The organism is Pedobacter sp. Bi27, from assembly GCF_918698255.1.
Taxonomy (GTDB): domain Bacteria; phylum Bacteroidota; class Bacteroidia; order Sphingobacteriales; family Sphingobacteriaceae; genus Pedobacter.
The window spans coordinates 104,048-124,670 of the sequence record NZ_CAKKMW010000002.1; the positions used below are offsets into that span (position 1 = coordinate 104,048).

General features: G+C 38.5%; 22 protein-coding genes. 14 read left to right on the forward strand and 8 right to left on the reverse strand.

Going from position 1 to position 20,623, the window contains the following annotated elements; translation table 11 throughout:
• The first annotated feature begins 35 nt into the window (after positions 1–35).
• From LQ227_RS05800 to LQ227_RS05830, 7 genes are all read left to right on the forward strand, one after another.
• A complete protein-coding gene (locus LQ227_RS05800) occupies positions 36–653 on the forward strand; it encodes a hypothetical protein (RefSeq protein ID WP_230145875.1) in 618 nt (205 codons plus the stop codon).
• Between the two features lie 121 nt (positions 654–774).
• Positions 775–1,164: an RDD family protein gene (locus tag LQ227_RS05805; protein ID WP_230148661.1), complete on the forward strand. Its 390-nt coding sequence runs from the start codon at positions 775–777 to the stop codon at positions 1,162–1,164.
• Between the two features lie 454 nt (positions 1,165–1,618).
• Complete coding sequence (locus LQ227_RS05810) at positions 1,619–2,107, forward strand: DinB family protein (RefSeq protein WP_230145871.1); 489 nt, start codon at positions 1,619–1,621, stop codon at positions 2,105–2,107.
• 10 nt (positions 2,108–2,117) lie between these two features.
• Positions 2,118–2,705, forward strand: coding sequence for a class I SAM-dependent methyltransferase (locus tag LQ227_RS05815; protein WP_230145870.1), 588 nt, complete (start codon positions 2,118–2,120; stop codon positions 2,703–2,705).
• The gene (locus tag LQ227_RS05820; protein WP_230145869.1) at positions 2,702–3,205 is read left to right on the forward strand and encodes a hypothetical protein; all 504 of its coding nucleotides are present in this window, start codon (positions 2,702–2,704) and stop codon (positions 3,203–3,205) included. The genes LQ227_RS05815 and LQ227_RS05820 overlap by 4 nt, the downstream gene beginning before the upstream one ends.
• Before the next feature lie 260 nt (positions 3,206–3,465).
• Positions 3,466–3,987: a hypothetical protein gene (locus LQ227_RS05825; RefSeq protein ID WP_230145868.1), complete on the forward strand. Its 522-nt coding sequence runs from the start codon at positions 3,466–3,468 to the stop codon at positions 3,985–3,987.
• A 140-nt stretch (positions 3,988–4,127) separates the two neighbouring features.
• Positions 4,128–4,316, forward strand: a complete 189-nt coding sequence (locus LQ227_RS05830; RefSeq protein WP_029280597.1) for a hypothetical protein — start codon at positions 4,128–4,130, stop codon at positions 4,314–4,316.
• Between the two features lie 226 nt (positions 4,317–4,542).
• On the opposite strand, the gene LQ227_RS05835 is transcribed toward LQ227_RS05830, so the two are convergent.
• The 6 genes from LQ227_RS05835 to cysS all read right to left on the reverse strand — a co-directional run bounded on the left by LQ227_RS05835 (position 4,543) and on the right by cysS (position 10,735).
• Positions 4,543–5,427 (reverse strand): glycerophosphodiester phosphodiesterase family protein, encoded by an 885-nt coding sequence (locus LQ227_RS05835; protein WP_230145867.1) that lies wholly within the window; start codon positions 5,425–5,427, stop codon positions 4,543–4,545.
• Positions 5,428–5,618: 191 nt separating this feature from the next.
• Positions 5,619–6,476 (reverse strand): nuclear transport factor 2 family protein, encoded by an 858-nt coding sequence (locus LQ227_RS05840; protein ID WP_230145866.1) that lies wholly within the window; start codon positions 6,474–6,476, stop codon positions 5,619–5,621.
• An 89-nt stretch (positions 6,477–6,565) separates the two neighbouring features.
• Entirely contained in the window at positions 6,566–7,549 is a 984-nt protein-coding gene (locus LQ227_RS05845) for a M28 family peptidase (RefSeq protein ID WP_230148662.1), read from the reverse strand.
• A gap of 178 nt (positions 7,550–7,727) precedes the next feature.
• The gene (locus LQ227_RS05850; RefSeq protein ID WP_230145863.1) at positions 7,728–8,117 is read right to left on the reverse strand and encodes an endonuclease domain-containing protein; all 390 of its coding nucleotides are present in this window, start codon (positions 8,115–8,117) and stop codon (positions 7,728–7,730) included.
• 432 nt (positions 8,118–8,549) lie between these two features.
• A complete protein-coding gene (locus LQ227_RS05855; protein WP_230145861.1) occupies positions 8,550–9,230 on the reverse strand; it encodes an aspartate/glutamate racemase family protein in 681 nt (226 codons plus the stop codon).
• A 44-nt stretch (positions 9,231–9,274) separates the two neighbouring features.
• Positions 9,275–10,735, reverse strand: a complete 1,461-nt coding sequence (gene cysS / locus LQ227_RS05860; protein ID WP_029278504.1) for a cysteine--tRNA ligase — start codon at positions 10,733–10,735, stop codon at positions 9,275–9,277.
• 441 nt (positions 10,736–11,176) lie between these two features.
• On the opposite strand from cysS, the gene LQ227_RS05865 reads away from it, so the two are divergent.
• The 4 genes from LQ227_RS05865 to LQ227_RS05880 all read left to right on the forward strand — a co-directional run bounded on the left by LQ227_RS05865 (position 11,177) and on the right by LQ227_RS05880 (position 14,222).
• Complete coding sequence (locus LQ227_RS05865; protein WP_230145860.1) at positions 11,177–11,608, forward strand: GNAT family N-acetyltransferase; 432 nt, start codon at positions 11,177–11,179, stop codon at positions 11,606–11,608.
• A gap of 194 nt (positions 11,609–11,802) precedes the next feature.
• Positions 11,803–12,696: a lipoyl synthase gene (lipA, locus tag LQ227_RS05870; RefSeq protein ID WP_230145858.1), complete on the forward strand. Its 894-nt coding sequence runs from the start codon at positions 11,803–11,805 to the stop codon at positions 12,694–12,696.
• Positions 12,697–12,810: 114 nt separating this feature from the next.
• Positions 12,811–13,362, forward strand: coding sequence for an RNA polymerase sigma factor (locus LQ227_RS05875; RefSeq protein WP_131027860.1), 552 nt, complete (start codon positions 12,811–12,813; stop codon positions 13,360–13,362).
• Positions 13,363–13,364: 2 nt separating this feature from the next.
• Complete coding sequence (locus tag LQ227_RS05880) at positions 13,365–14,222, forward strand: anti-sigma factor domain-containing protein (RefSeq protein WP_230145857.1); 858 nt, start codon at positions 13,365–13,367, stop codon at positions 14,220–14,222.
• 561 nt (positions 14,223–14,783) lie between these two features.
• On the opposite strand, the gene LQ227_RS05885 is transcribed toward LQ227_RS05880, so the two are convergent.
• Together LQ227_RS05885 and LQ227_RS05890 are read right to left on the reverse strand one after the other, a co-directional pair.
• The gene (locus LQ227_RS05885) at positions 14,784–15,485 is read right to left on the reverse strand and encodes an AIM24 family protein (RefSeq protein ID WP_230145856.1); all 702 of its coding nucleotides are present in this window, start codon (positions 15,483–15,485) and stop codon (positions 14,784–14,786) included.
• A 130-nt stretch (positions 15,486–15,615) separates the two neighbouring features.
• Entirely contained in the window at positions 15,616–17,112 is a 1,497-nt protein-coding gene (locus tag LQ227_RS05890; RefSeq protein WP_230148663.1) for an NAD(P)H-hydrate dehydratase, read from the reverse strand.
• A gap of 168 nt (positions 17,113–17,280) precedes the next feature.
• Between LQ227_RS05890 and yiaA the strand changes: the two genes are divergently transcribed.
• From yiaA to LQ227_RS05905, 3 genes are all read left to right on the forward strand, one after another.
• The gene (yiaA, locus tag LQ227_RS05895) at positions 17,281–17,688 is read left to right on the forward strand and encodes an inner membrane protein YiaA (RefSeq protein ID WP_116252319.1); all 408 of its coding nucleotides are present in this window, start codon (positions 17,281–17,283) and stop codon (positions 17,686–17,688) included.
• A 193-nt stretch (positions 17,689–17,881) separates the two neighbouring features.
• Positions 17,882–19,195, forward strand: coding sequence for an ethanolamine permease (gene eat, locus LQ227_RS05900; protein WP_230145854.1), 1,314 nt, complete (start codon positions 17,882–17,884; stop codon positions 19,193–19,195).
• The gene (locus tag LQ227_RS05905) at positions 19,195–20,556 is read left to right on the forward strand and encodes a glutamine synthetase family protein (RefSeq protein ID WP_230145853.1); all 1,362 of its coding nucleotides are present in this window, start codon (positions 19,195–19,197) and stop codon (positions 20,554–20,556) included. Before eat ends, LQ227_RS05905 begins: the two co-directional genes overlap by 1 nt.
• Positions 20,557–20,623 lie beyond the last annotated feature (67 nt).

The window sequence follows — 20,623 nt, forward strand, 5'->3', positions numbered from 1 at the left end:
CCTATCTTGTGTACCGATACTATTCGCAAAATCTCGTGCTAAAAGATACATTCATTAATCTCTTAACAAATTATACGGATAGTGACCGAATAATAGCCGAATTTTGGGCTGAGATTGAGAAAAACTACACTCATAAAAAAAGACATTATCATACACTTTCACATCTTGATAACTTGTTGACACAACTTAATGAAGTAAAAGTTAACATTGAAAGCTGGGATAGTATTCTATTTACGATGTTCTATCATGATATTATTTATAATGCGTTAAAATCGGATAATGAAGAGAAAAGTGCTGAACTTGCCCAGAAGAGAATGGCGCAGATTTCAGTTCCCAATCACATTATCAATAGCTGCAAAACTCAAATAATAGCCACTAAGAACCATTTTGCTTATCCTGAATCAGATACCAATTATTTTACTGATGCAGATCTTTCTATATTAGGCCAAAGCTTAGAAAACTATACTACTTATTCGCAAAACGTAAGAAAAGAATATTCAGTTTATCCAGATCTCATTTATAATCCAGGACGAAAAAAGGTTCTGGAACATTTTATAAAAATGGAACGGATTTTTAAAACAGATTATTTTAATCACAAATTTGAAAACCAAGCAAAATCGAATCTACAATTTGAACTAGAACAGCTCGGCTAGCCGGGATTGTAATCCCTTCTTATGAACTAAGGGTTTTTAATCCTTACATTGTGCATTGCAAATCCACAATAACGAAAAATATTATTATTTTTTTAATATCCTACAATAAATACGCACTCAAATGGAAGAAAAATACCCAAGTCTGGTAGAAAGATTACAATCTACATTTATAGACACCATAATTATCATCATTCTTATGGTATGTTTTTCAAACGTATTAGACAGCTTTAACAATGTACCAGAATGGGTACGGATCTTATTATTTGCATTTTTATTTGTGATTTACGAACCCCTCTTCATGACATTCGGCTGCACCATCGGTAACTACATTAAAAGGATCAGAGTAAGGAAACATGAGGACATTAACCAAAAACTCAATATCGGACAATCCATAATCAGGTACCCGATAAAGCTTGCTTTAGGCTGGATTTCGTTCCTAACCATCAATTCAAATCTACAGAAAAGGGCAATCCACGATCTGGCCTCCGGTAGTGTGATGATAAAGCTTTAATCCCTCATTTTAGCTTCCGCTAATCGTGGTTTACAATCCCAACTAACGAAAATAGGTTACCTTTTATAAAACAATGTATTAAGGTTTGTAAACTCGTACGTACAGACAAACATGATATTGGATTTTATCAAAAGGCGTTATATCGCACTTATTTCATTATTACCTTATTTTGCTCTTTGGGGTTTTTGCTTTAACTTTTTCCACATGGTTGCAGAGAGCCCAAAAAGCAGTTGTGGTGCTGCCAATGGTGGAATGCTAGTTATGATGTTGTTTGCCATGGCATCTACGACTGTAATATTCCTTATCTTTAGTCTTATCAGTAAAGGACAGAAACGTAGAGATTTTATAACAATACTTTTCATCACGTATTTACCTTTATTGATTGCTGTTATAGACCTAGCAACCTAAAAGTACAGGCCAATATAAATCCAGCAGAAACAATTATATTTGTTTTATGATGGGTGCCAATAAACTTACCGGTGCTATAGCCGCACTTATAGATGAATATAAAAAGGCGATTGACGAACTTATTGCGGTAATCGAACCAATTAGCCCACATCAACTGATTAAAACCATTGAGCCAGAAAGTTCAAATCCAGATTGCATTTCCATTCAAACCATCTTAACGCATGTAACTGCTTCGATGTTCAGTTATGCGGTGTATATCGAAAATTCTATTGGATTGCAAACAGTCAGGCCGGAACGATTGCACTTTGACCACATCACACCTTATATCTCAAGACTCCGCGAAGCAATTAAATATAACGAGGACTTTTTCACCAGAAATCCCGACATCACCATGGAAGAGTTCGACGAATCGAAAAAGATAAATACAGGGTGGGGGCAGCAATACGATGTAGAACAAATGTTAGAGCATGCCATCGTTCATATTTTAAGGCATAGACGGCAGATTAAAAATGCTTTAATTCAATTTAATTCTTAAAACTAAAAAATTGAGCGCTCAAACCAATTTTTATAACCGGTTTTCATTTTTATATCCACTGGTTGATGTTTTTCTTAAACCTCAAAAGAAAAAATTTTTCGATGAGATTAATCAACTGCCCTATGGAAACCTACTCGAAATCGGTGTTGGTAACGGATCTCATTTCGCGCTTTACAAAAACCACAAAATTACCGGGATAGAAATTTCTTCTTCGATGTTAAATGTGGCTAAAAAAAATGCAACAAATGAAATCGAATTATTCAAAATGAATGGCGAGCAACTCGAATTTGCAGAAAATAGTTTCGATTATGTCGTATTATCGCATGTTATTGCTGTTGCAGATCAACCTGAAAAATTACTGATGCAATGCCATAATGTTTTAAAACCAGGTGGAAAACTCCTAATTCTAAACCACTTTACACCAAATAATTGGCTAAAACACCTGGATAGGCTATTTAATTTTTGTTCTGGATGGTTCCATTTAAAATCTTTATTTTACATAGCGCATATTAAAGCGATCAATCAGTTTAAACTTGAAAAAGAAATCGCTTTAAAGCCATTCTCCTATTTTAAAATTCTAATTTTCACCAAACCTTGAAAAAGCACTATTGGTATATTTTCTTTGCCTTGATAATCAGCTTGTTCATATATGTATTTTACAGGACTGATAAAACCCTGGTGAATCAGATTATCATTCAGTTGATCTCTTTCAAAACCTACCAAAGCTTGAAACAGGCTGTCACAGCAAGCTTGCCACTAAACGAATACCTGATCTATTCACTTCCTGAGGGTTTATGGGTTTTCTGCATCACCTTAACCTCAAAAGAATTTTATTTTGATCTTTTCAAAAAACGCCTCAATTGTGTTTTCATTCCACTTTTATTCGTTATAGTACTCGAATTATTTCAATTATTCCATATCACCAATGGCCATTTCGACTTTTTCGATATTGGCGTCTCCTTGTTTTTTTGGTTTATAGCGGCTAAAATTATCGATACGCAGCAACGGTTAAAAAATCTGTTCCATTCGTTAAATTATAATAGTGCATTTTGTTTACTGAGTTATTGCATCATCTATCTCGCACACGTAATCCATTAGAAAACTTTATTTTAAAATTTGCAATTCACTGAAAATAAATATCTTTGCATCAAAATTTACAGAAATGCTACGTCAACTACATATCCAACAATTAAGCTTTAGCCCGTCTTGTGGCATAAAGGGCTTGGGTATTGGTTTAAATTTCCTTCCCAACCCTTAACGCGGTTTTAAGTTTCAACAAACAAAACCCACATTTAAAAATCAATTTATTACGCATTTGCTAAGCATTTAACCGCTTATCAAAATTAATTATATCCGTTATGGACATTTATACCACTGTAGAAGAAAAGTATCTACAGGCCATTGAAGAACTGCACTGGGGCGAATTACCTAAGGCACTTCAGTATTTTAATGAAATTATTGTTTTCGACCCTGATTATGCAAGAGCTTATTTTCAGTTGGGCGACATTTATCAGCATCATTTTAAAGATTATAAAACTGCAGGTTATTATTACAAACGATGCATTGAGCTAGATGCCGATTTCCCAGAGGTTTATAAACCCTATCTGGAACTTGTGATTACGCTTAAAATGCACAAATTGGTGAAACAGGTTGCAGAAAAGGCTTTACTTGTACCTGGTGTTTGCGAAGCACACATTTACGAATGTTTGGGCCTACATGCCGAGCAACAGCAAAATTTCGCAGAAGCGGCAAATTATTTCAAAAAAGCAGAACTGTTTAATGCCGTTCAGGATGAGCAAAGCACTTTACAGGAGCACCAAAACCGCATTAAAAGCAAAATGAACAGCACAAAAGCAATGATTTACGATTTACAAGGATAAAAGGCATTGCCTTTTATCCTTTTTAACTGGCCGATTAATCTTATAATACAATTCACCGAATTGCCCTTGTTATTTTAATTTTGTTACTATCTTTACCGCACAATTACAAAGCATAAATCTTTAAATCAAAAATATTCGATATGTCAGCTCACGATTCACACGCACCGGTTCAGCAAACAAAAGGCATTTGGGCTTTACCATTAACGGCATGGATTCTGGTTTTATTATTGGTTGTTTATTTCACCAGACCAATCTTTAACCACGAAGAAGCACCTGCTCATCATGAAAAAACTGAAGCAGCGCACGAAAAACCAGAAGCACACCACTAGGATTTTCCAGTTATAAAAGCATAAAAAAAGCGTTCGGATTTAAAATCTGAACGCTTTTTTTATGCCCATCTATTTTCTTGCTATTTATGTTAAATCTACTGGTTGGTGTCACACCAACCAGCTTGTTCCTATGTTCATTTCGGTCGGTGAGACACCAACCGATAGGTTAAAGCATAAAAAAGCGTACCCATTACATTAGGATGCTTTTTTATGCCGCTGATATTAATTATTTGAGCTGGCCCATAATGTTTGGAAAATCGGTAATGATGCCGTCTACCCCAAGGCTCATAAAATAATTCACTTCCTTTACCGTATTCACCGTCCAAGGGATAATTTTAATACCCATTTCATGGCAACGGTCTACCAAACCTTTACCAACCAAAACCGAGTAGGGGCTGTAAATAGTCGGTTTAAACCCTAATTTCTCGATATAATCTTCAAAGGGTTCCTTTTCATCAATCAATAATGAGGTTTGTACTTTTGGATATTTCTCGTGCAGGTATTGCAGCGTACGCATATCAAAAGATTCGATAATGACTCTTTTGGCAAGTTTTTTCGAATTAATTACATCCATAATCAGCTCTACAAATTCTGCAGGTTCGGGATGAAATTCGTTATCTCCTTTTTTAATCGTTTTCGTTTCGATGCTATATACAGGTTTGGCGAGCTTGTGTGCTTTAACATAAGCCTCAACCGCATCTATTGTTTCAGAAAGCAGCGGTTTGTAAGCTTTAAACTTCATCTGCCCGGGAAAGCGGTTATGGACTTTGCTGCCTACATCAAACTTTTTAACCTCCTCATAATCCATCTTGTAGATGTTATAATTCTTTTGGTCTTTTAGTGTAATCGGCTTACCGTTGGGTTGTAAAGAAATCTCGTTGTTAAAGTAAGGCTCTTGCGAAAGCACCACTTGTTTATCTTTCGAAATCACGGCATCCATTTCTAAAGTGGTAACGCCTAAATCGATCGCTTTTAACATCCCTTCAATGGTATTTTCGGGCATAATACCACGTGCACCGGCTTTGCCCTGTACATCGAATTTCTTCTTTTGGGCAGAAACGTTTAAGAAAAATAAAATGAGCGTGGAGAGTAAAAGTAATTTTTTATGCATGAATTTTAAACGTAAAATGGGTAGTTTTATTTGTGCGTTGACAACTTTAATAAACAACTTGAAAAGGAAAGTTATCAATGTTCTACCGAAGTATAAGCATTGAGCCAACCTAACTGCAGGTAAAGGCAAAATTATAGAATAAAAAAAGGGCTTCTTTTTATCGATAGCCCTCTTTAATTCACATTTGTTATTTATCTTTCTGCTGGTACAAAGGCCTGTACAATTAAATTCCAGCTTGCATCAGCTCCCTTTTCGTAAACGAAAACATAGTTAAAACTTTCACGTAAATCGGCTTTGTAATCGATAGTAGCAACACCATAGGTATAAGCCAAATCACTACCGATTGCTTTATCTACGCCTGTTGTTTTCAAGTTAATTTTGCTGATCATTCCGTTATAGAACGCAATAATCTTTCCTTTTCCGTCAATGGCTTCGTTGCCTGGGAAAAGCAAACGTGCATCGCTGGTCAAAAAACCTCCAAATGCCGCAATTCCATGCGTTTTTAACAAAGTATTTAAAGTTTTCTCGGTGGTTAAGATAATTTCTTTCCCAGCCTTGATTTCTTTTTCGTTTAAGAACTTTGGTGCAACATGATCTTTAGGTTCAATAAACTGTGGCGTAACTTTGGCCAAAGGTTTATTGCTTTCCGTTCCTAAATCAATAGCTAATTTCCATCTGCCATTTTCTGGTTTCCAGATCGATAAGTATTGACCGTATTTTTTCTCTGAAGTACCAACTTCATATGGTCCTGTAGTAAAACCTAAATCACCACTGCGCGATACTTTCGCCAGGTTTGGAGTCCAGGTTACATCGTTTTCAGCATTTGCCTTACCCGCGTAAAAAGTTTTGGCATTAACCGGATTTGGTCTGAACACTAAAGTACTTGTGGTTGAATAGTCTATAAAAGCTTCTTTATCTCCATTTTTGGCAATCGACTTAGCAAAATCCTTCTCAGCATTTACTAAAGATTTGGTTGTTCCGTCGCTTTTTTGGGCAAAAGCACCTATGGCTAAAAGCGAAGCTATTGCAGTTGAAAATAATTGTTTCATTATTAATTAAGATAATATTGTTTGGCGAATATAAAATTTTCTTTAATGTATGGCCTTAAAAGTAATTAACAATTACACATTAAGGCCACTTATTTTTCTCTGTAAATGGTCTCTAAAACAGTTTGCCCGGTGGCCTTCAACGTATTTTTATCAATATTGGCCAAGTTATCCAATTGCGTGTGCCAATTGATATAAAAACCACTGTTATCATTATAATGGATAATATCGATAGAAGGAATGCCTGCCTTGTTCATCCAAAAATGATCATCAACCAGTTTTCCGCTCGGAATTTTCGTAAAGTAAGAAGCATAACCAATTTCATTACCAATGTCCCAAACCTTGTTTACTACGTTTGGAGCAGCTTGACGAGAGATTTCATCCTGCGTAAACTGTGCGCTACCGCCACCAACCATGTCAAGATTAATGCCATACAAAGCTTTATATCCTGTTGCCATTGCTTTTTTAGCCCAGTATTGAGAGCCTAAACACCATGTAGTTTCATCGGGTGTTTCATCATTGGCCTTGCCATAATCTTCCAAATCCCACAATACAAAATCGACCCCAACATCTGGCTGTTTCTGCTGAATCTGACGTGCCATTTCCAAAATCACTGCCACCCCGCTCGCACCATCATTTGCCGCATCGAAAGGTTTCGCATGATTGGCGGGATCGGTATCCTGATCAGAAAACGGCCGGGCATCCCAGTGTGCCGTAATTAAAACCCGCTTTTTTTGACCTGGGTTAAAAGCGGCAACAATATTTTTCAGCTGAAAGCTTTTGCCATCATAAGTTTGTGTTTTCTCGCCCTGAACAGTTACATCAGCGCCGAACGATTTGAGTTTAGCCACTAAATAATCGGCACATTTTTGATGAGCCATGGTACCCGGAATCCTCGGGCCAAAATCTACCTGAGCTTTGGTATAGGCATAAGCACTATCGGCATTAAAATCAGGAGAAATTAAAGTAGCAGCTGTCTTTTCTCCATTTTCATCAGCATTTTGGTTTGTTTTATTCCTACAAGCCTGAAGTGCAACTAAAGCGAATAAAGGCAGTATTAAAAGTTTTTTATTCATTGTTTAATGTAACGGAAAATAGTTTGAAGTAGTGTAATTATCTCTCTCATCCCCCTGCCCCCTTCAAAGGGGGACGGACTCCTTGATAAATTCAAAATGCATTGGATTTATTTTTTCACGATTAACTCATCCCCTTTTTAAGGGGGCAGGGGGATGACCCTGCGAAAAATCTTTCCTTTCAAAGGATCCGGGGATGATCTTGCTCCCATTCTACAATATAATGCTGAATTGTCCTATCTACATTCTCGATATCGTTCATTACCTCATCATCGCTAAATCTCAGAATATGAAAACCCAATGCTTTTAAAATATCTTCTCGTGCTTTGTCTTTTTCAAATTGTCCCTCCCACTCATGGCTAAGGCCGTCAACCTCGATAACCAACTTTAAATCCTTTGAGAAAAAATCCGCAATATAATTCGCGATCGGTCGCTGTCTTAAGAAAGAATATCCGAGCATTTTTTTATTCCTCAACAATTCACACCACATTCTTATCTCTGCTTTTGTACTATCATTTCGATGGCCTCTAGCAAAAGTTTTTAATTTAGAATTATAGTGGTTGTTATCCATGATATCTTAAACCTTTTGTTAACAGTTAAAAGTCGAAAAATGAATATAGCAAACAATTTTCTGCTTTTATTCATCTTAAAATTAATATGATCGTCTTCATCCCCCTGCCCCCTTCAAAGGGGGACGGATTTCTTGATGAGCCTAAAAATCTATGAGACTTATTTTCCTACACTTAACTCTTTCCCTTTCAAAGACGACTGATTCCTTGATGAACTCAAAATGCAAAGGGTTTATTTTTTCACGATTAATTCCTCCCCCTTTGAAGGGGGCAGGGGGATGACCCTGCAAAAAATCTTTCATTTCAAAGGATCTGGGGATGATCTTGCTCCCATTCTACAATATAATGCTGAATTGTCCTATCTACATTCTCGATATCATTCATTACCTCATTATCGCTAAACCTCAGAATATGAAAACCCAATACTTTGTTAGTTACGAAAGCATATAGTCCACAATCGCCTGGCAATGAATTTTGGTAGTATCAAAAACGGGAATCTCAAAATCATCCTGACTGATCAGCATGGGAATTTCGGTACACCCCAGAATTATCCCCTCAGCTCCTTCCTTAATCAGATCATTAATTATCTGGATATATTGTGTCCTGGTTTCTTCCAATATCACACCCCTACCTAATTCTTCTTTAAGGGTAAACTGTATATAATCGCGGGTTTCTTTCTTTGATGGTACTAAAACACGTAACCCATGGTCTTCGAGCTTTTTTATATAAAAGTCTTTTTCCATGGTAAATACGGTCCCTAGGAGTCCTATATTTTTAATTCCATTAGCAGTTATGGCTTTAGCGGTTTCGGTACCGATATGGATAATTGGCAAAGCTGTTTTTTCTTGTAACTGATCGGCAAAAAGATGCGCGGTATTGGCGCAGAGTACAATTGCTTCTGCTCCACTTCGTTTTAAACTTTCGCAAGCATTGAGCAAAAGATCAAACGATCCTTCCCAGGTTTTATTCTGAACATCGCCAAAATTAAGGGAGTAAATTAAACATTCAGCGAAATTTAACCCACCCAAACGCTCATTTACACCCTCATTTATAAAACGGTAGTAATCTATAGTAGATACCCAGCTAATGCCGCCTACTAAACCAATTTTTCTCATTGTTAAAATCGACTTGTGACTTTAGACTGCAGACTCAGGACTAACTACGCTTTACTCCAAGTCGTTCCCTCTTTGCCGTCTTTAAGCTGGATTCCCAACTCTTGCAAGCCAATACGGATACGATCGGAAGTGGCATAATCTTTATTCGCTTTCGCTTCTGTTCTTAAGTTAATCACCATATCCAGAACGCCATTTAAGTCGTTACCTCCGGCATCTTCATCTTTCAGTCCTAATATATCGAATACGAAATCGTTAACCAGTTGTTTTAACTTTTCTAATGCTTCTGCAGAGATTTTGCCCTTACCATCGTAAACGGTATTGATAATCCTTACCGCTTCAAACAGTTCGGCAATCAAAATCGGACTGTTAAAATCGTCATTCATCGCGTGGATGCATTTCTCTTTCAATGCATCGATATCGAAATCGTTCTGTTCAGAAACCGTTAACTTATCTAACAAACCAATAGCAGCCATTAAGCGGCGGAATCCTTTTTCCGAAGCATCTAAAGCTTCATTCGAGAAATCTAAGGTACTGCGGTAGTGTGCCTGCAACATAAAAAACTTAACCGTCATCGGGCTAAAGCCTTTTTTCAATAAAGCGTGATCACCTGTAAATAACTCTAAAGGAAGAAAACCATTGCCGGCCGATTTAGACATCCGCGTACCATTTACGGTAAGCATATTGGTGTGCATCCAATAACGTGCAGGTTGTTTATGACTGCAAGCCTCAGATTGTGCAATTTCATTGGTATGGTGTGTTGCTGCCAAATCCATTCCACCACCATGAATATCAAACTCAGCGCCCAAATATTTAGCACTCATAGCCGAACATTCGATATGCCAGCCCGGAAAACCCATGCCCCATGGCGATTGCCATTGCATCAGGGTTTCTGGTTTCGCTTTTATCCAAAGCGCAAAGTCTAACCTTCCACGTTTCTCATCCTGTCCACCCAGTTCGCGGGTATTGTTCAGCATATCTTCCAGATTGCGGTTGGTTAAAATGGTATAATTATATTCCTTGCTATATTTTTCTACATCAAAGTACACATTGCCATCAATCTCATAACCGTAACCGTTAGCTATAATTACTTTAATCATTTCGATCTGCTCAATAATGTGCCCTGTAGCGGTAGGTTCGATACTTGGCGGCAACGTGTTGAACATGCGCATTACATCATGGAAACCTAAAGTGTACTTCTGTACAATTTCCATCGGCTCAAGCTGCTCTAATTTTGCACGTTTTGCAAACTTATCGTCGCCCTCGTCCCTATCGCCCTCTAAGTGACCTGCATCTGTAATATTACGTACATAACGCACCTTATAACCAGCATATTTAAGGTATCTGAAAATTAAATCGAAAGATATAAACGTGCGGCAATTGCCCAAGTGCACATCACTATAAACAGTAGGACCGCAAACATACATCCCAACATTGGGTGCATTTAAGGGTTGGAAAAGTTCTTTTTTGCGCGAAAGCGTATTATAAAGCTGTAAGCCAGTATTCATATTGCAAATGTAAGATTAAGTTAGAAAGTTAAAACGTTAAAAGTTGCAATGTTAAGGTTATGATTTTTAAGTAACATTTATAAGTGGTATCCGTGCTGTCAGACGTTACCATCTGACAGTAAAACAAAATTTATTTATAGTGTTGATTTTTCTCAAACACTAGAAAAAGGTGCATTACTGCTTATCGGGTACAGCAGTCCCTCTTTCTGCTGTAGCTTCGTCGAAGGGGCTCAGGCTGCCGCTTCAATAGGGTTTAATTTGGTTATTCATCTGCTTTTGGCTTAAAAAAACCGACACTAACTTACGAAGTCTATCCAGCCTCTGGCCTTGTGAGACTTCGCAAATTGGCCTGGCACGCGGTGTGCTGTCAGATGTTACCATCTGGCGGTAAAAACAAAATCTAATCTTTAATTTTAGCTTCATCTATCAAAACATCAATAAATGGTTCAGATCAGAGAAATTTCGGAAAAAGATGCCGAAAGCGTAGCCACACTTTCTACTCAATTGGGTTACGAAAGTGACATCAAGCAAACGTCAGCCAGAATTAAACGCATTAATAACAGTAATGAAAACTGCGCATTTGTTGCTTTAGTTGATGGCAAAGTAGTAGGCTGGATTCACGGTTTTTATACTTTAAGGTTAGAATCTGATCCATTTATCGAAATTGGGGGCCTAATAGTAGACGAAAATTACCGAAACCTAAAAATCGGGAAGCAGTTGATCGAAAATGTAAACCTTTGGGCGAAAAAGCATCAAGTAAAAAAACTAAAAGTAAGGTGTAACATCAAACGCACTGAAAGCCACAAATTTTACGAGCGGCTTGGCTTTAAGGAAAATAAACGACAGATCGCGTTTGAAATGAATGTGATTTAATTATTTCAATAATGTCAGATAGAAATATCTGACAACCACAGGCAGTCCTTGCTAAACTTGCGAAGTCTAGCTCCGGCCCTGCCCAGCCAGACTTCGCAAGTTAGCCAACCCGCAATTAACAATCACCCCAATTATTACAACCTTCAAACATTTCTGCATTGTAACATTTCAATCCTATTCATTAACTTTGTACCATGATTGATTTACCGGTAGTACCTGCTGTAACTGAAGTAAAACGTAAACCAGATTGGTTGCGTGTAAAATTACCCGTTGGTAAAGAATATGCACAAGTTCGCAGTTTAGTAGACACGCACAAGCTCCATACCATCTGCGAAAGCGGAAATTGTCCTAATATGGGCGAATGTTGGGGTGCAGGCACGGCAACATTCATGATTTTGGGTAACATTTGTACCCGTAGTTGCTCTTTCTGTGCAGTTGCAACCGGACGTCCCTTGGCTGTTGATGTTGATGAGCCTAACCGCATTGCCGATTCGGTAAGATTAATGGGTGTTAAACATTGTGTAATTACTTCGGTAGATCGTGATGATTTAAAAGATGGCGGCTCAATCATCTGGGCAGAAACCTTACAGGCTATACGCAGAGAAAGTCCAGTTACTACTTTAGAAACCTTAATCCCCGATTTTAAGGGTCAGTGGGATAATTTATACCGCGTATTGGAAGAAAGGCCAGAGGTGGTTTCGCACAATATGGAAACGGTTAAGCGTTTAACCAAACAAGTGCGCATTCAGGCTAAATACGACAGAAGTTTAGAAGCTTTAAAAAGAATTTCTGAATTTGGTTTAAGAACAAAAACAGGCATTATGCTCGGCTTAGGCGAAACCGAAGAAGATATTTTCGAAGCCATGGACGATTTAGTTGCAAATGGTGTGCATATCTTAACTTTAGGGCAATACTTACAACCTACACGCAACCACCATCCTGTTGTAGACTGGATCCATCCGGATACTTTCGCGATGTATAAAGAGGCTGGTTTAGCAAAAGGTTTAAAGTATGTAGAAAGCGGCCCGCTGGTACGCTCATCTTATCATGCAGAAAAACACCTTTTTCCAATTGAGGGGATTGCATAATTCACTTATATAAGTAGGGATTTAAAATATTTTATAATCGTACTCCCTGGCGGAATGCATTTACAAAACATTTTTTTGCTTTTACTGTTCTGTATTGTATCTTAGTAACCAATAGTGACTGCATTAAAAAAATTAACCCTAACTGAGCCTGAACTTGTTCAAGCACTGCAATCGAAAGATCCCGCGGTTCTAAAAACACTGTACAGCATGTATTCGTCAGCGCTTTATGGCGTTATTTCGCGCATTATTACCCACACAGAGCTTGCTGAGGATGTACTACAAGAAACTTTTGTAAAAATCTGGCAGTCTGCTGCACACTATGACAATACCAAAGGACGTTTGTTTACGTGGATGATGAACATTGCCCGCAATTTATCAATCGACAAACTACGTTCTAAAGACTTTAAGAATTCACTCAAAAACCAAGATATAGAAAATAACGTAAGTTTCGTTGATGAACAAAACAAGGTAACGTTTAATCCTGATATTCTTGGAGTTAAGCAACTTGTGGAGAACCTTAAACCGGATCTACAAGCAGTTCTTGATTTAGTTTATTACAAGGGTTTCACTCATGTGGAAGCCGCAGAAAAGTTAGATCTGCCATTAGGTACGGTGAAAACCCGGATCCGGTTGGCTATTATTGAATTGAGAAGGAATTTTAATTGAGCGTGGAAAATTTAAAAGCATATATCGAATCTGGAGTACTTGAGCTGTACGTTTTAGGTGATTTATCACCTGAAGAAGCGTTGCAGGTTGAGGAAATGGCATCTCAACACCCTGAGGTAAGAGATGAAATAGCTGCCATTGAGCAAGCTATGGAGCAATATGCTATGCAAAATGCTGTAGAACCATCTGCAGATGTAGAAACAAGATTATTCGAAAAGTTGGGGTTAAGTGAAGTTGAAGAGCATGTGAATGTTCAACCCGAACCAATTTATACAGAAGAACCAAGAATTATACGTTTAGATGGAAGCGATGCCAAAGTAAGAACTTTGCGTTATGCCTTAGTTGCTTGTATAGCTTTATTGGTAGTAAGTACAGCGGCATTGTTTATTACCTATAACAAGCTAAATGCTGCACACGACCAAATTGCAAGTTTGAATCTGGATAAACAAAAATTTGCTGGCGTAGTAAGCAAATTAGAGTTCGAAAACCAGGGTTTAGATAATATGGCTGCAATGGCCGACAGCAAAGAATGGGCAACCATCAGAATGGCTGGCCAAGCTTTTAGCCCGAGCTCGAAAATGAAAGTTTACTGGAACAAAAAAGATAAAAGTGTGCTAATTAACTATGTAGCAATGGATTTACCAAAAACCGATGCAGCACATCAATATCAGTTATGGGCTTTGGTAAACGGGAAACCGGTAAGTTTAGGCGTATTCGGCAAAACGGATTCAACTAATAACGAAGCATTGGTAAAAATGCAGACCATTCAGGAAGCACAGGCTTTTGCGGTAACTATAGAGCCTATGGGCGGAAGTGTTAATCCAACAATGGATAAATTAACCGTAATGGGCGGTGTTTAAAAAGAGATTATTTAGTTAAAATATTAAATCCCAGCATTTTATCAATGCTGGGATTTTTAGTTTTTTTACAAGCATTACGCCGTCATTCCCGCGCAGGCGGGAATCTTAAAGCCTATTTCATTACGATTATTCATAGGCTTTCTTCTTTTCAAAGGCATTCATGAGCACTGCGTGGTTCCCAATCAAGTTGGGAATGACGATGCTACTATATTAAGATTTCACTACGTATTTCACCTCTTCATAAGGCTGTACCAATACCCTCTTGCAAATAAGAGAATAGCCTATTAAGCCATAGGTTTTGCTCTATGCAACCTTAAATATGATGAATGGCCGCGCCGCCTAAACCTGACAACAGCGAACACCAAACGCAGAGCGGTAAAGCGAATGGCAGGACTATCGTTGCCTAAATGCTTCTGCATGTGCTTTCCAAAAAAGTGGATAAATATTTCTGCTAAACGAAGCTCAACACCTGATTAACACATGCAGAGAGACCTTGTCTTAAAGATCTCTCCTCTAAAGGAGTTCCTTTGGAACACTGCGGTCGAGATGACGATTCGATGATTAAGATTTCGCTGCGTATTTCACCTCTTCGTAGGGCTGTACCAAAACCCATCCCTCGCCAAAAAATTCTAATTGGAAAGATTCGCCACTTCCTCTTCCGATAAAAGACCCGAAAGTTAAATTGGTTTTAATATTTGGTGTTAAGTTTTCAGACCAGGCTACTGTAGCATTAGGATCAGTGTACACAGGCTGATTGCTGGTAACCCTTAATAAATTCGGTTCGCCATGTGTGGTAATGGCAATATAGCCACTGCCCGATAACTTAACCTGAAATAAACCACCGCTCATCATCCCTGCAATGCTTTTTAGCATTTTTATTTCGTTTTTAATATTGTCTTCTAAAGCCAATACATCATTACCATTTACAAAAACCGCTTCATTTTGAAGTTTGATGATCTTTACTTTCTTGCCCTCATCGGCCAGATATAATTTACCTGTTCCAGTGGCGTGCATCAGCGAAGTACCTTCGCCAGATATGGCTTTCTTTAACAAACCACCCAAACCTTTGCTCAATAGTCCTTCTCTTTTAAAATCGATATTCCCAATGTAAGCAACCATCGAACCTGCTTTTGCCAATATTTTTTGATTTTTTAGATTTACCTCCAGCATGGCAGGTTTCTCTAATTCGAAAAAATCGTTTTCATTTGGATTCTCTGCCGATTCCTGAATTAATTCATTCAGCGTGTACTCTTTTTGTGCCATAATAATTTGTTTTCCGTAAGATATCTGTTATTTTAAATACTCCCTTAAACTATAAATTATAAACTAGAAGCATAGTAGATTAATACCAGTTTTTCTCCACAATTGTGGCTAACTACACGCAACGAACAAACTAATTGGATATGAGCACTTTAATTTCATTAGACACCCTCGTTGCAACCTGAGAGGCGGTAACCACAAAGTGTTCGTGCGCTAAAGCATCGCCTGCTTTTCCATGAATGTAACACGCTAAAATAGCGGCATCTGCTGCCGAATATTGCTGTGCGACAAAGCCTGCAATAATACCGGTAAGAATATCCCCCATTCCCCCTTGCGCCATTGCCGCATTGCCCGTAGGATTGATGAGTACCTTACCTGTAGGCAGGCAGATAAAAGTATACTGGTTTTTAAGCACGATAACGATCTTCTTTTGCATGGCCTGTTCTATAGCCTTTTGCACCCTGTCCCACCAGTTATCATGTTCGCCGAATAACCGATCGAATTCCTTCATGTGTGGGGTAAGAATGGTATTTGCGGCAAGTTTATTGATTAGATCGGGTCTTTCGCCCAGAATATTTAAAGCATCGGCATCAATAATCATTGCCTGGTTGGCCATAATCAAGCTTTCGAGCAGTTTTTCATTCTCAGCCTCAGTACCTAAACCTGGGCCAATAGCAATTGCCTGATATTTCTTGGGATTCTCTATCCTCGTGTATTCGTCCCTTGGTAGCGCCATTGCTTCTGGTAAGGTTATATTTAAGGCGGTTAATCCGCTCTGTGGGATACAGGCTGTGGTTAATCCCGCCCCTGTGTGTAAACAGGCCATCGAAGACAATAAAGCCGCACCCATGGTATTGCTATTTCCCGCGATTATCAGTGCGTGGCCGTAAGTACCTTTATGGCTGAACAATTTTCGGGGCTTCAGGATCTTTTCAATATCACTTTCTTCCACCAAATAAAAATCTGCCTCTTGTTTTTGGATAAAAGCCTCATCCAGATCAATATCAACCACCTCATATTTTTCAGTTGCCATGGCCGACTCTGGGAAGAAAAAGTTAATCTTCGGCCGTTGAAAACAAACTGTTTTATAGGCTTTTATACCGTTGTAATCTTTAGGCAGCTTGCCTTCCGCAAAAAAACCAGTGGGTACATCAACTGCATACACTTTTTTATTCAGCTTGTTAATGACCTGAACCAGCTGTTCATATTCTCCGCTTAAAGGTTTATTTAAACCGGAGCCTAAAATGGCGTCGATAATTAAATCGGCTTTCAGGTTCTTTAAGTCATAAACCTGGTTGATGATCGTTTTTTTGCATCTCGTTTCTTCAATCCGCTGTAGGTTGATGGCAAAATCGTCGCTTTGTTTTTTACTGAAATTGATGATGTAAACTTTTATATTCTCGTATCCGTTAGCGATAAGCAAATGGGCAATGGCTAATCCATCTCCCCCGTTATTTCCCTTACCACAGCATATAGCAACGCTTTTATTGGTATCAAACTCGTCTCTTAAAAAAGTTTGAACAAAAGCCCTTGCAGCCTTTTCCATCAGATCGATTGATGCTATTGGTTTATTCGCAATCGTAAACTGATCGGCATTACGCATTTGGGCAGAAGTAAGCAATGTTCGCATATAACTAAGATAAGGTTATACAGCTATAATGCAAAAGATGGGATTTTGTTTGATTTTTTATCCCCAAGGTGCTGATATTCCAAAATAATTTAAGGTACTGTCTTTTAATTTTTATACCTTTTGCCAATCTTTAGCGTTGTCTATTGAATTAAATTAAATCTCAAAACAATGAATCAAAAACCATCGAATGCGTTCGTGGCAGCTGCCTGGATTGCATTAGGTATCGGAATGATCGGCTTTATTGTAGGCCTATGGCGTTCTGATATGCTTCTTAATGAAAAAGGATATTATTTTACCGTATTGATGTTTGGCCTTTTCGCCGTAATCTCTTTACAAAAAGCTGTTCGCGATAAATTGGAAGGAATTCCGGTTACTGAAATTTATTACGGTATCAGTTGGTTTTCTACGCTCTTAACCATTACTTTATTGGTAATCGGTTTATGGAATGCTACTTTGCTGCCCAGCGAAAAAGGGTTTTATGCCTTTGCCTTTTTACTCTCGCTATTTGGCGCCATTACAGTGCAGAAAAATACGAGAGACAGCCAGATCGTGAATAAAAACCGTGATTTGGAATAGCCAAAACAGCTTATCTTAACGAATTTTATTGAAACCAATGCTTAAGCATTGGTTTTTTATTTTTAACCAAAAACAAATATATTATCTCCTTAACTAAAAAATAATTACTACTTTAAACACCAGATACCGAGGTTAATAGTTTATCATTTCCGGGCAATTAATATAAACCTATTTAAATCTTATCATCCTGTCAATGGAACAAAAAGATAGTTTAAAGAAAACCCTTACGCCCTTTATGCTGTGGGGGCTTGGTGTAGGATATGTGATTTCGGGGATGTATTTCGGTTGGAACTTAGGTCTTGAAAAAGGCGGCACACTGGGTATGGCCATCGCTACGGTTGCCATTATGGTAATGTATGTTACCTTTAGTTTCAGCTATGCCGAACTGGCCTGTGCGATACCAAAAGCCGGTGGTGTTTTCGATTATGCCAATACCGCACTGGGTAAAAACATCGGTTTTATTGCAGGTATTGCCCAAATGGTCGAATTTATATTTGCACCACCTGCCATTGCCTTTGCCATTGGTGCTTATTTTAATGCTTTCTTTCCACAGGTCCCCATCCTCACCAGTGCAATTGCAGTTTATTTTATTTTCACCGCCCTAAATGTATATGGCGTAAAAGCCGCGGCTTCGTTCGAAGTGATTATTACCGTTTTGGCCGTTGGCGAACTGTTATTGTTCTCAGGCATTACATTGCCTAAATTTCATGCAGAAAACCTGGTCCATAACAATTTCCCAAATGGTTGGAGCGGTGTTTTTGCTGCTATCCCTTTTGCCATCTGGTTTTTCCTGGGTATTGAAGGCGTTGCAAATGTAGCCGAAGAAACCAAGAACCCACAGCGAGATATCGGCAAGGGCTTTGGCTGGGGCATATTTACATTGGTTGTTTTATGTGTGCTTGTTTTTATCTCCACCATTGGCATTGGCGGCTGGGAAGCCATTGTGTATAAAAACGGAAAATCGGGCGAAACCTCTGATTCGCCTTTACCACTCGCCCTTTCGATGATCACAGGCGATAACCACCTGATGTATCATTTACTCATCACGGTTGGGTTATTTGGCCTGGTAGCCTCCTTTCATGGATTAGTTTTGGCAGCCGGCCGTTCTACTTACGAGATGGGCCGTGTAAAAAGTATCCCGGCTATCCTCGGAAAAATTTCTCCTAAATTCCAAACACCCGCAAATGCATTAATTGGCAATATGGTGATTGGTATCATCGCACTTTTATCAGGTAAAACTGCCGAAATTATTATCATTTCTGTATTTGGCGCATTAACTTTATATATCATCTCGATGATTTCGGTAATGGTACTGAGGAAAAACAAACCAGAAATGGTAAGACCTTTCAAAACACCAATTTATCCGTTATTTCCCATTATTGCATTAATTATTTCCTGCGTTTCTTTCATCGCAATGCTGATTTATAATCTTAAATTGGGTTTAATTTATTCGGGTATTATTTTGGGCATATTTCTTCTATATAAAATATTTAAAAAGGCAGATTAATGAATACGAGCAAGGAAATTCTGGATTATGTTAAAAATCATCCCTCTGGAAAAGTAAAATTAGCCGTTGCCGATATCGACGGTATTTTAAGGGGGAAATATGTAGCTGCCGAAAAATTCGCATCCCTGGTTGAAGGCCGATTGGGTTTCTGTGATGTTACCTTTGGTTGGGATGCAGGTGATGTGGCTTATGAAAATGGAAAATATACAGGTTGGCATACCGGCTATCCCGATGCACAAGTTAAAATCGACTTGAGTACCTTTCGGAAAATTCCCTGGGAAAATGACGTGCCGTTCTTTTTGGGCGATTTTATTGACGATCAGGATCAGGCAAGTTTTGTCTGTCCGAGGCAGTTGCTAAAGAAAGTGATTGCAGAATGTGAAAGTGAAGGATTTTCGCCGCTCTTTGCACAGGAATTTGAATGGTTCAATTTTTCAGAAACGCCAGAGACGATACAAGAGAAAGGTTTCGTTAATTTAAAACCTTTAAGTCCAGGCATGTTTGGTTATTCCATTTTGAGGAGCACTTACCGAAATGAGTTTATGAGCGATCTGTTCGAACTGCTAAATAAATTCGATATCCCGATTGAAGGTTTGCATACCGAAACCGGACCAGGGGTTTACGAAGCGGCCATCAAATATGCTCCTGCTTTGCAAGCTGCCGACCAGGCCATATTATTTAAAACAGCCGTAAAGGAAATCGCCTATAAACATGGTATCCTCGCCACATTTATGGCCAAAATAAGCGAAAACTTACCGGGATGCAGTGGCCATGTGCACCAAAGCCTCTGGGACGCAGACAAGAAGATCAATTTGTTCTACGATGAAAAAGATGCAGCTAAAATGAGCGAAATAATGAAAAGTTATATCGCTGGTCAGTTGTATTGCCTTCCATACCTTTTACCATTGATTGCCCCTACCATAAACAGTTACAAACGTTTAGTTGAAGGCGCATGGGCGCCAACTACGGTAACCTGGGGAATCGATAACCGTACAACTGCATTGCGCGCATTACCTGGAAGCAAAAAGGCTTCGCGTTTAGAAACCCGCATAGTGGGTTCGGATACCAATCCTTATTTAGCACTTTCGGCCTGTTTGGCAGCAGGAATGTACGGTGTTAAAAATAAATTAAAACTCGAACAACCGGCCACCAAAGGAAACGGATATACCGATTTATCGAACGGCATACTATCGCGTAATCTATTTGAAGCAACACAAAAGATGAAAAATTCTGATCTGGCCAAAACATTATTGGGCGGAGATTTCGTTGATCATTTTACCATGACCCGCGAATGGGAATGCAAGCAATATGCTAAAGTAGTAACCGATTGGGAATTGAAAAGGTATTTAGAAATTATTTAGCCTAAAGTGTTCATGCTAAAAATCAAATTTTTAAAAAAACAATGACTAAATATGAGAGAATACGGGT

Excerpts from the sequence above, each read along its gene's own strand:
- cysS (WP_029278504.1), bottom strand. The coding sequence starts at position 10,735 with ATGAATACTGGCTTACAGCTTTATAATACGCTTTCGCGCAAAAAAGAA.
- LQ227_RS05835 (WP_230145867.1), bottom strand. The coding sequence starts at position 5,427 with ATGCATAAAAAATTACTTTTACTCTCCACGCTCATTTTATTTTTCTTA.
- yiaA (WP_116252319.1), top strand. The coding sequence starts at position 17,281 with ATGAATCAAAAACCATCGAATGCGTTCGTGGCAGCTGCCTGGATTGCA.
- LQ227_RS05840 (WP_230145866.1), bottom strand. The coding sequence starts at position 6,476 with ATGAAACAATTATTTTCAACTGCAATAGCTTCGCTTTTAGCCATAGGT.
- eat (WP_230145854.1), top strand. The coding sequence starts at position 17,882 with ATGGAACAAAAAGATAGTTTAAAGAAAACCCTTACGCCCTTTATGCTG.
- LQ227_RS05890 (WP_230148663.1), bottom strand. The coding sequence starts at position 17,112 with ATGCGAACATTGCTTACTTCTGCCCAAATGCGTAATGCCGATCAGTTT.
- LQ227_RS05850 (WP_230145863.1), bottom strand. The coding sequence starts at position 8,117 with ATGGATAACAACCACTATAATTCTAAATTAAAAACTTTTGCTAGAGGC.
- LQ227_RS05885 (WP_230145856.1), bottom strand. The coding sequence starts at position 15,485 with ATGGCACAAAAAGAGTACACGCTGAATGAATTAATTCAGGAATCGGCA.
- LQ227_RS05830 (WP_029280597.1), top strand. The coding sequence starts at position 4,128 with ATGTCAGCTCACGATTCACACGCACCGGTTCAGCAAACAAAAGGCATT.
- LQ227_RS05825 (WP_230145868.1), top strand. The coding sequence starts at position 3,466 with ATGGACATTTATACCACTGTAGAAGAAAAGTATCTACAGGCCATTGAA.
- LQ227_RS05905 (WP_230145853.1), top strand. The coding sequence starts at position 19,195 with ATGAATACGAGCAAGGAAATTCTGGATTATGTTAAAAATCATCCCTCT.
- LQ227_RS05810 (WP_230145871.1), top strand. The coding sequence starts at position 1,619 with ATGATGGGTGCCAATAAACTTACCGGTGCTATAGCCGCACTTATAGAT.
- LQ227_RS05865 (WP_230145860.1), top strand. The coding sequence starts at position 11,177 with ATGGTTCAGATCAGAGAAATTTCGGAAAAAGATGCCGAAAGCGTAGCC.
- LQ227_RS05855 (WP_230145861.1), bottom strand. The coding sequence starts at position 9,230 with ATGAGAAAAATTGGTTTAGTAGGCGGCATTAGCTGGGTATCTACTATA.
- lipA (WP_230145858.1), top strand. The coding sequence starts at position 11,803 with ATGATTGATTTACCGGTAGTACCTGCTGTAACTGAAGTAAAACGTAAA.
- LQ227_RS05845 (WP_230148662.1), bottom strand. The coding sequence starts at position 7,549 with ATGAATAAAAAACTTTTAATACTGCCTTTATTCGCTTTAGTTGCACTT.
- LQ227_RS05805 (WP_230148661.1), top strand. The coding sequence starts at position 775 with ATGGAAGAAAAATACCCAAGTCTGGTAGAAAGATTACAATCTACATTT.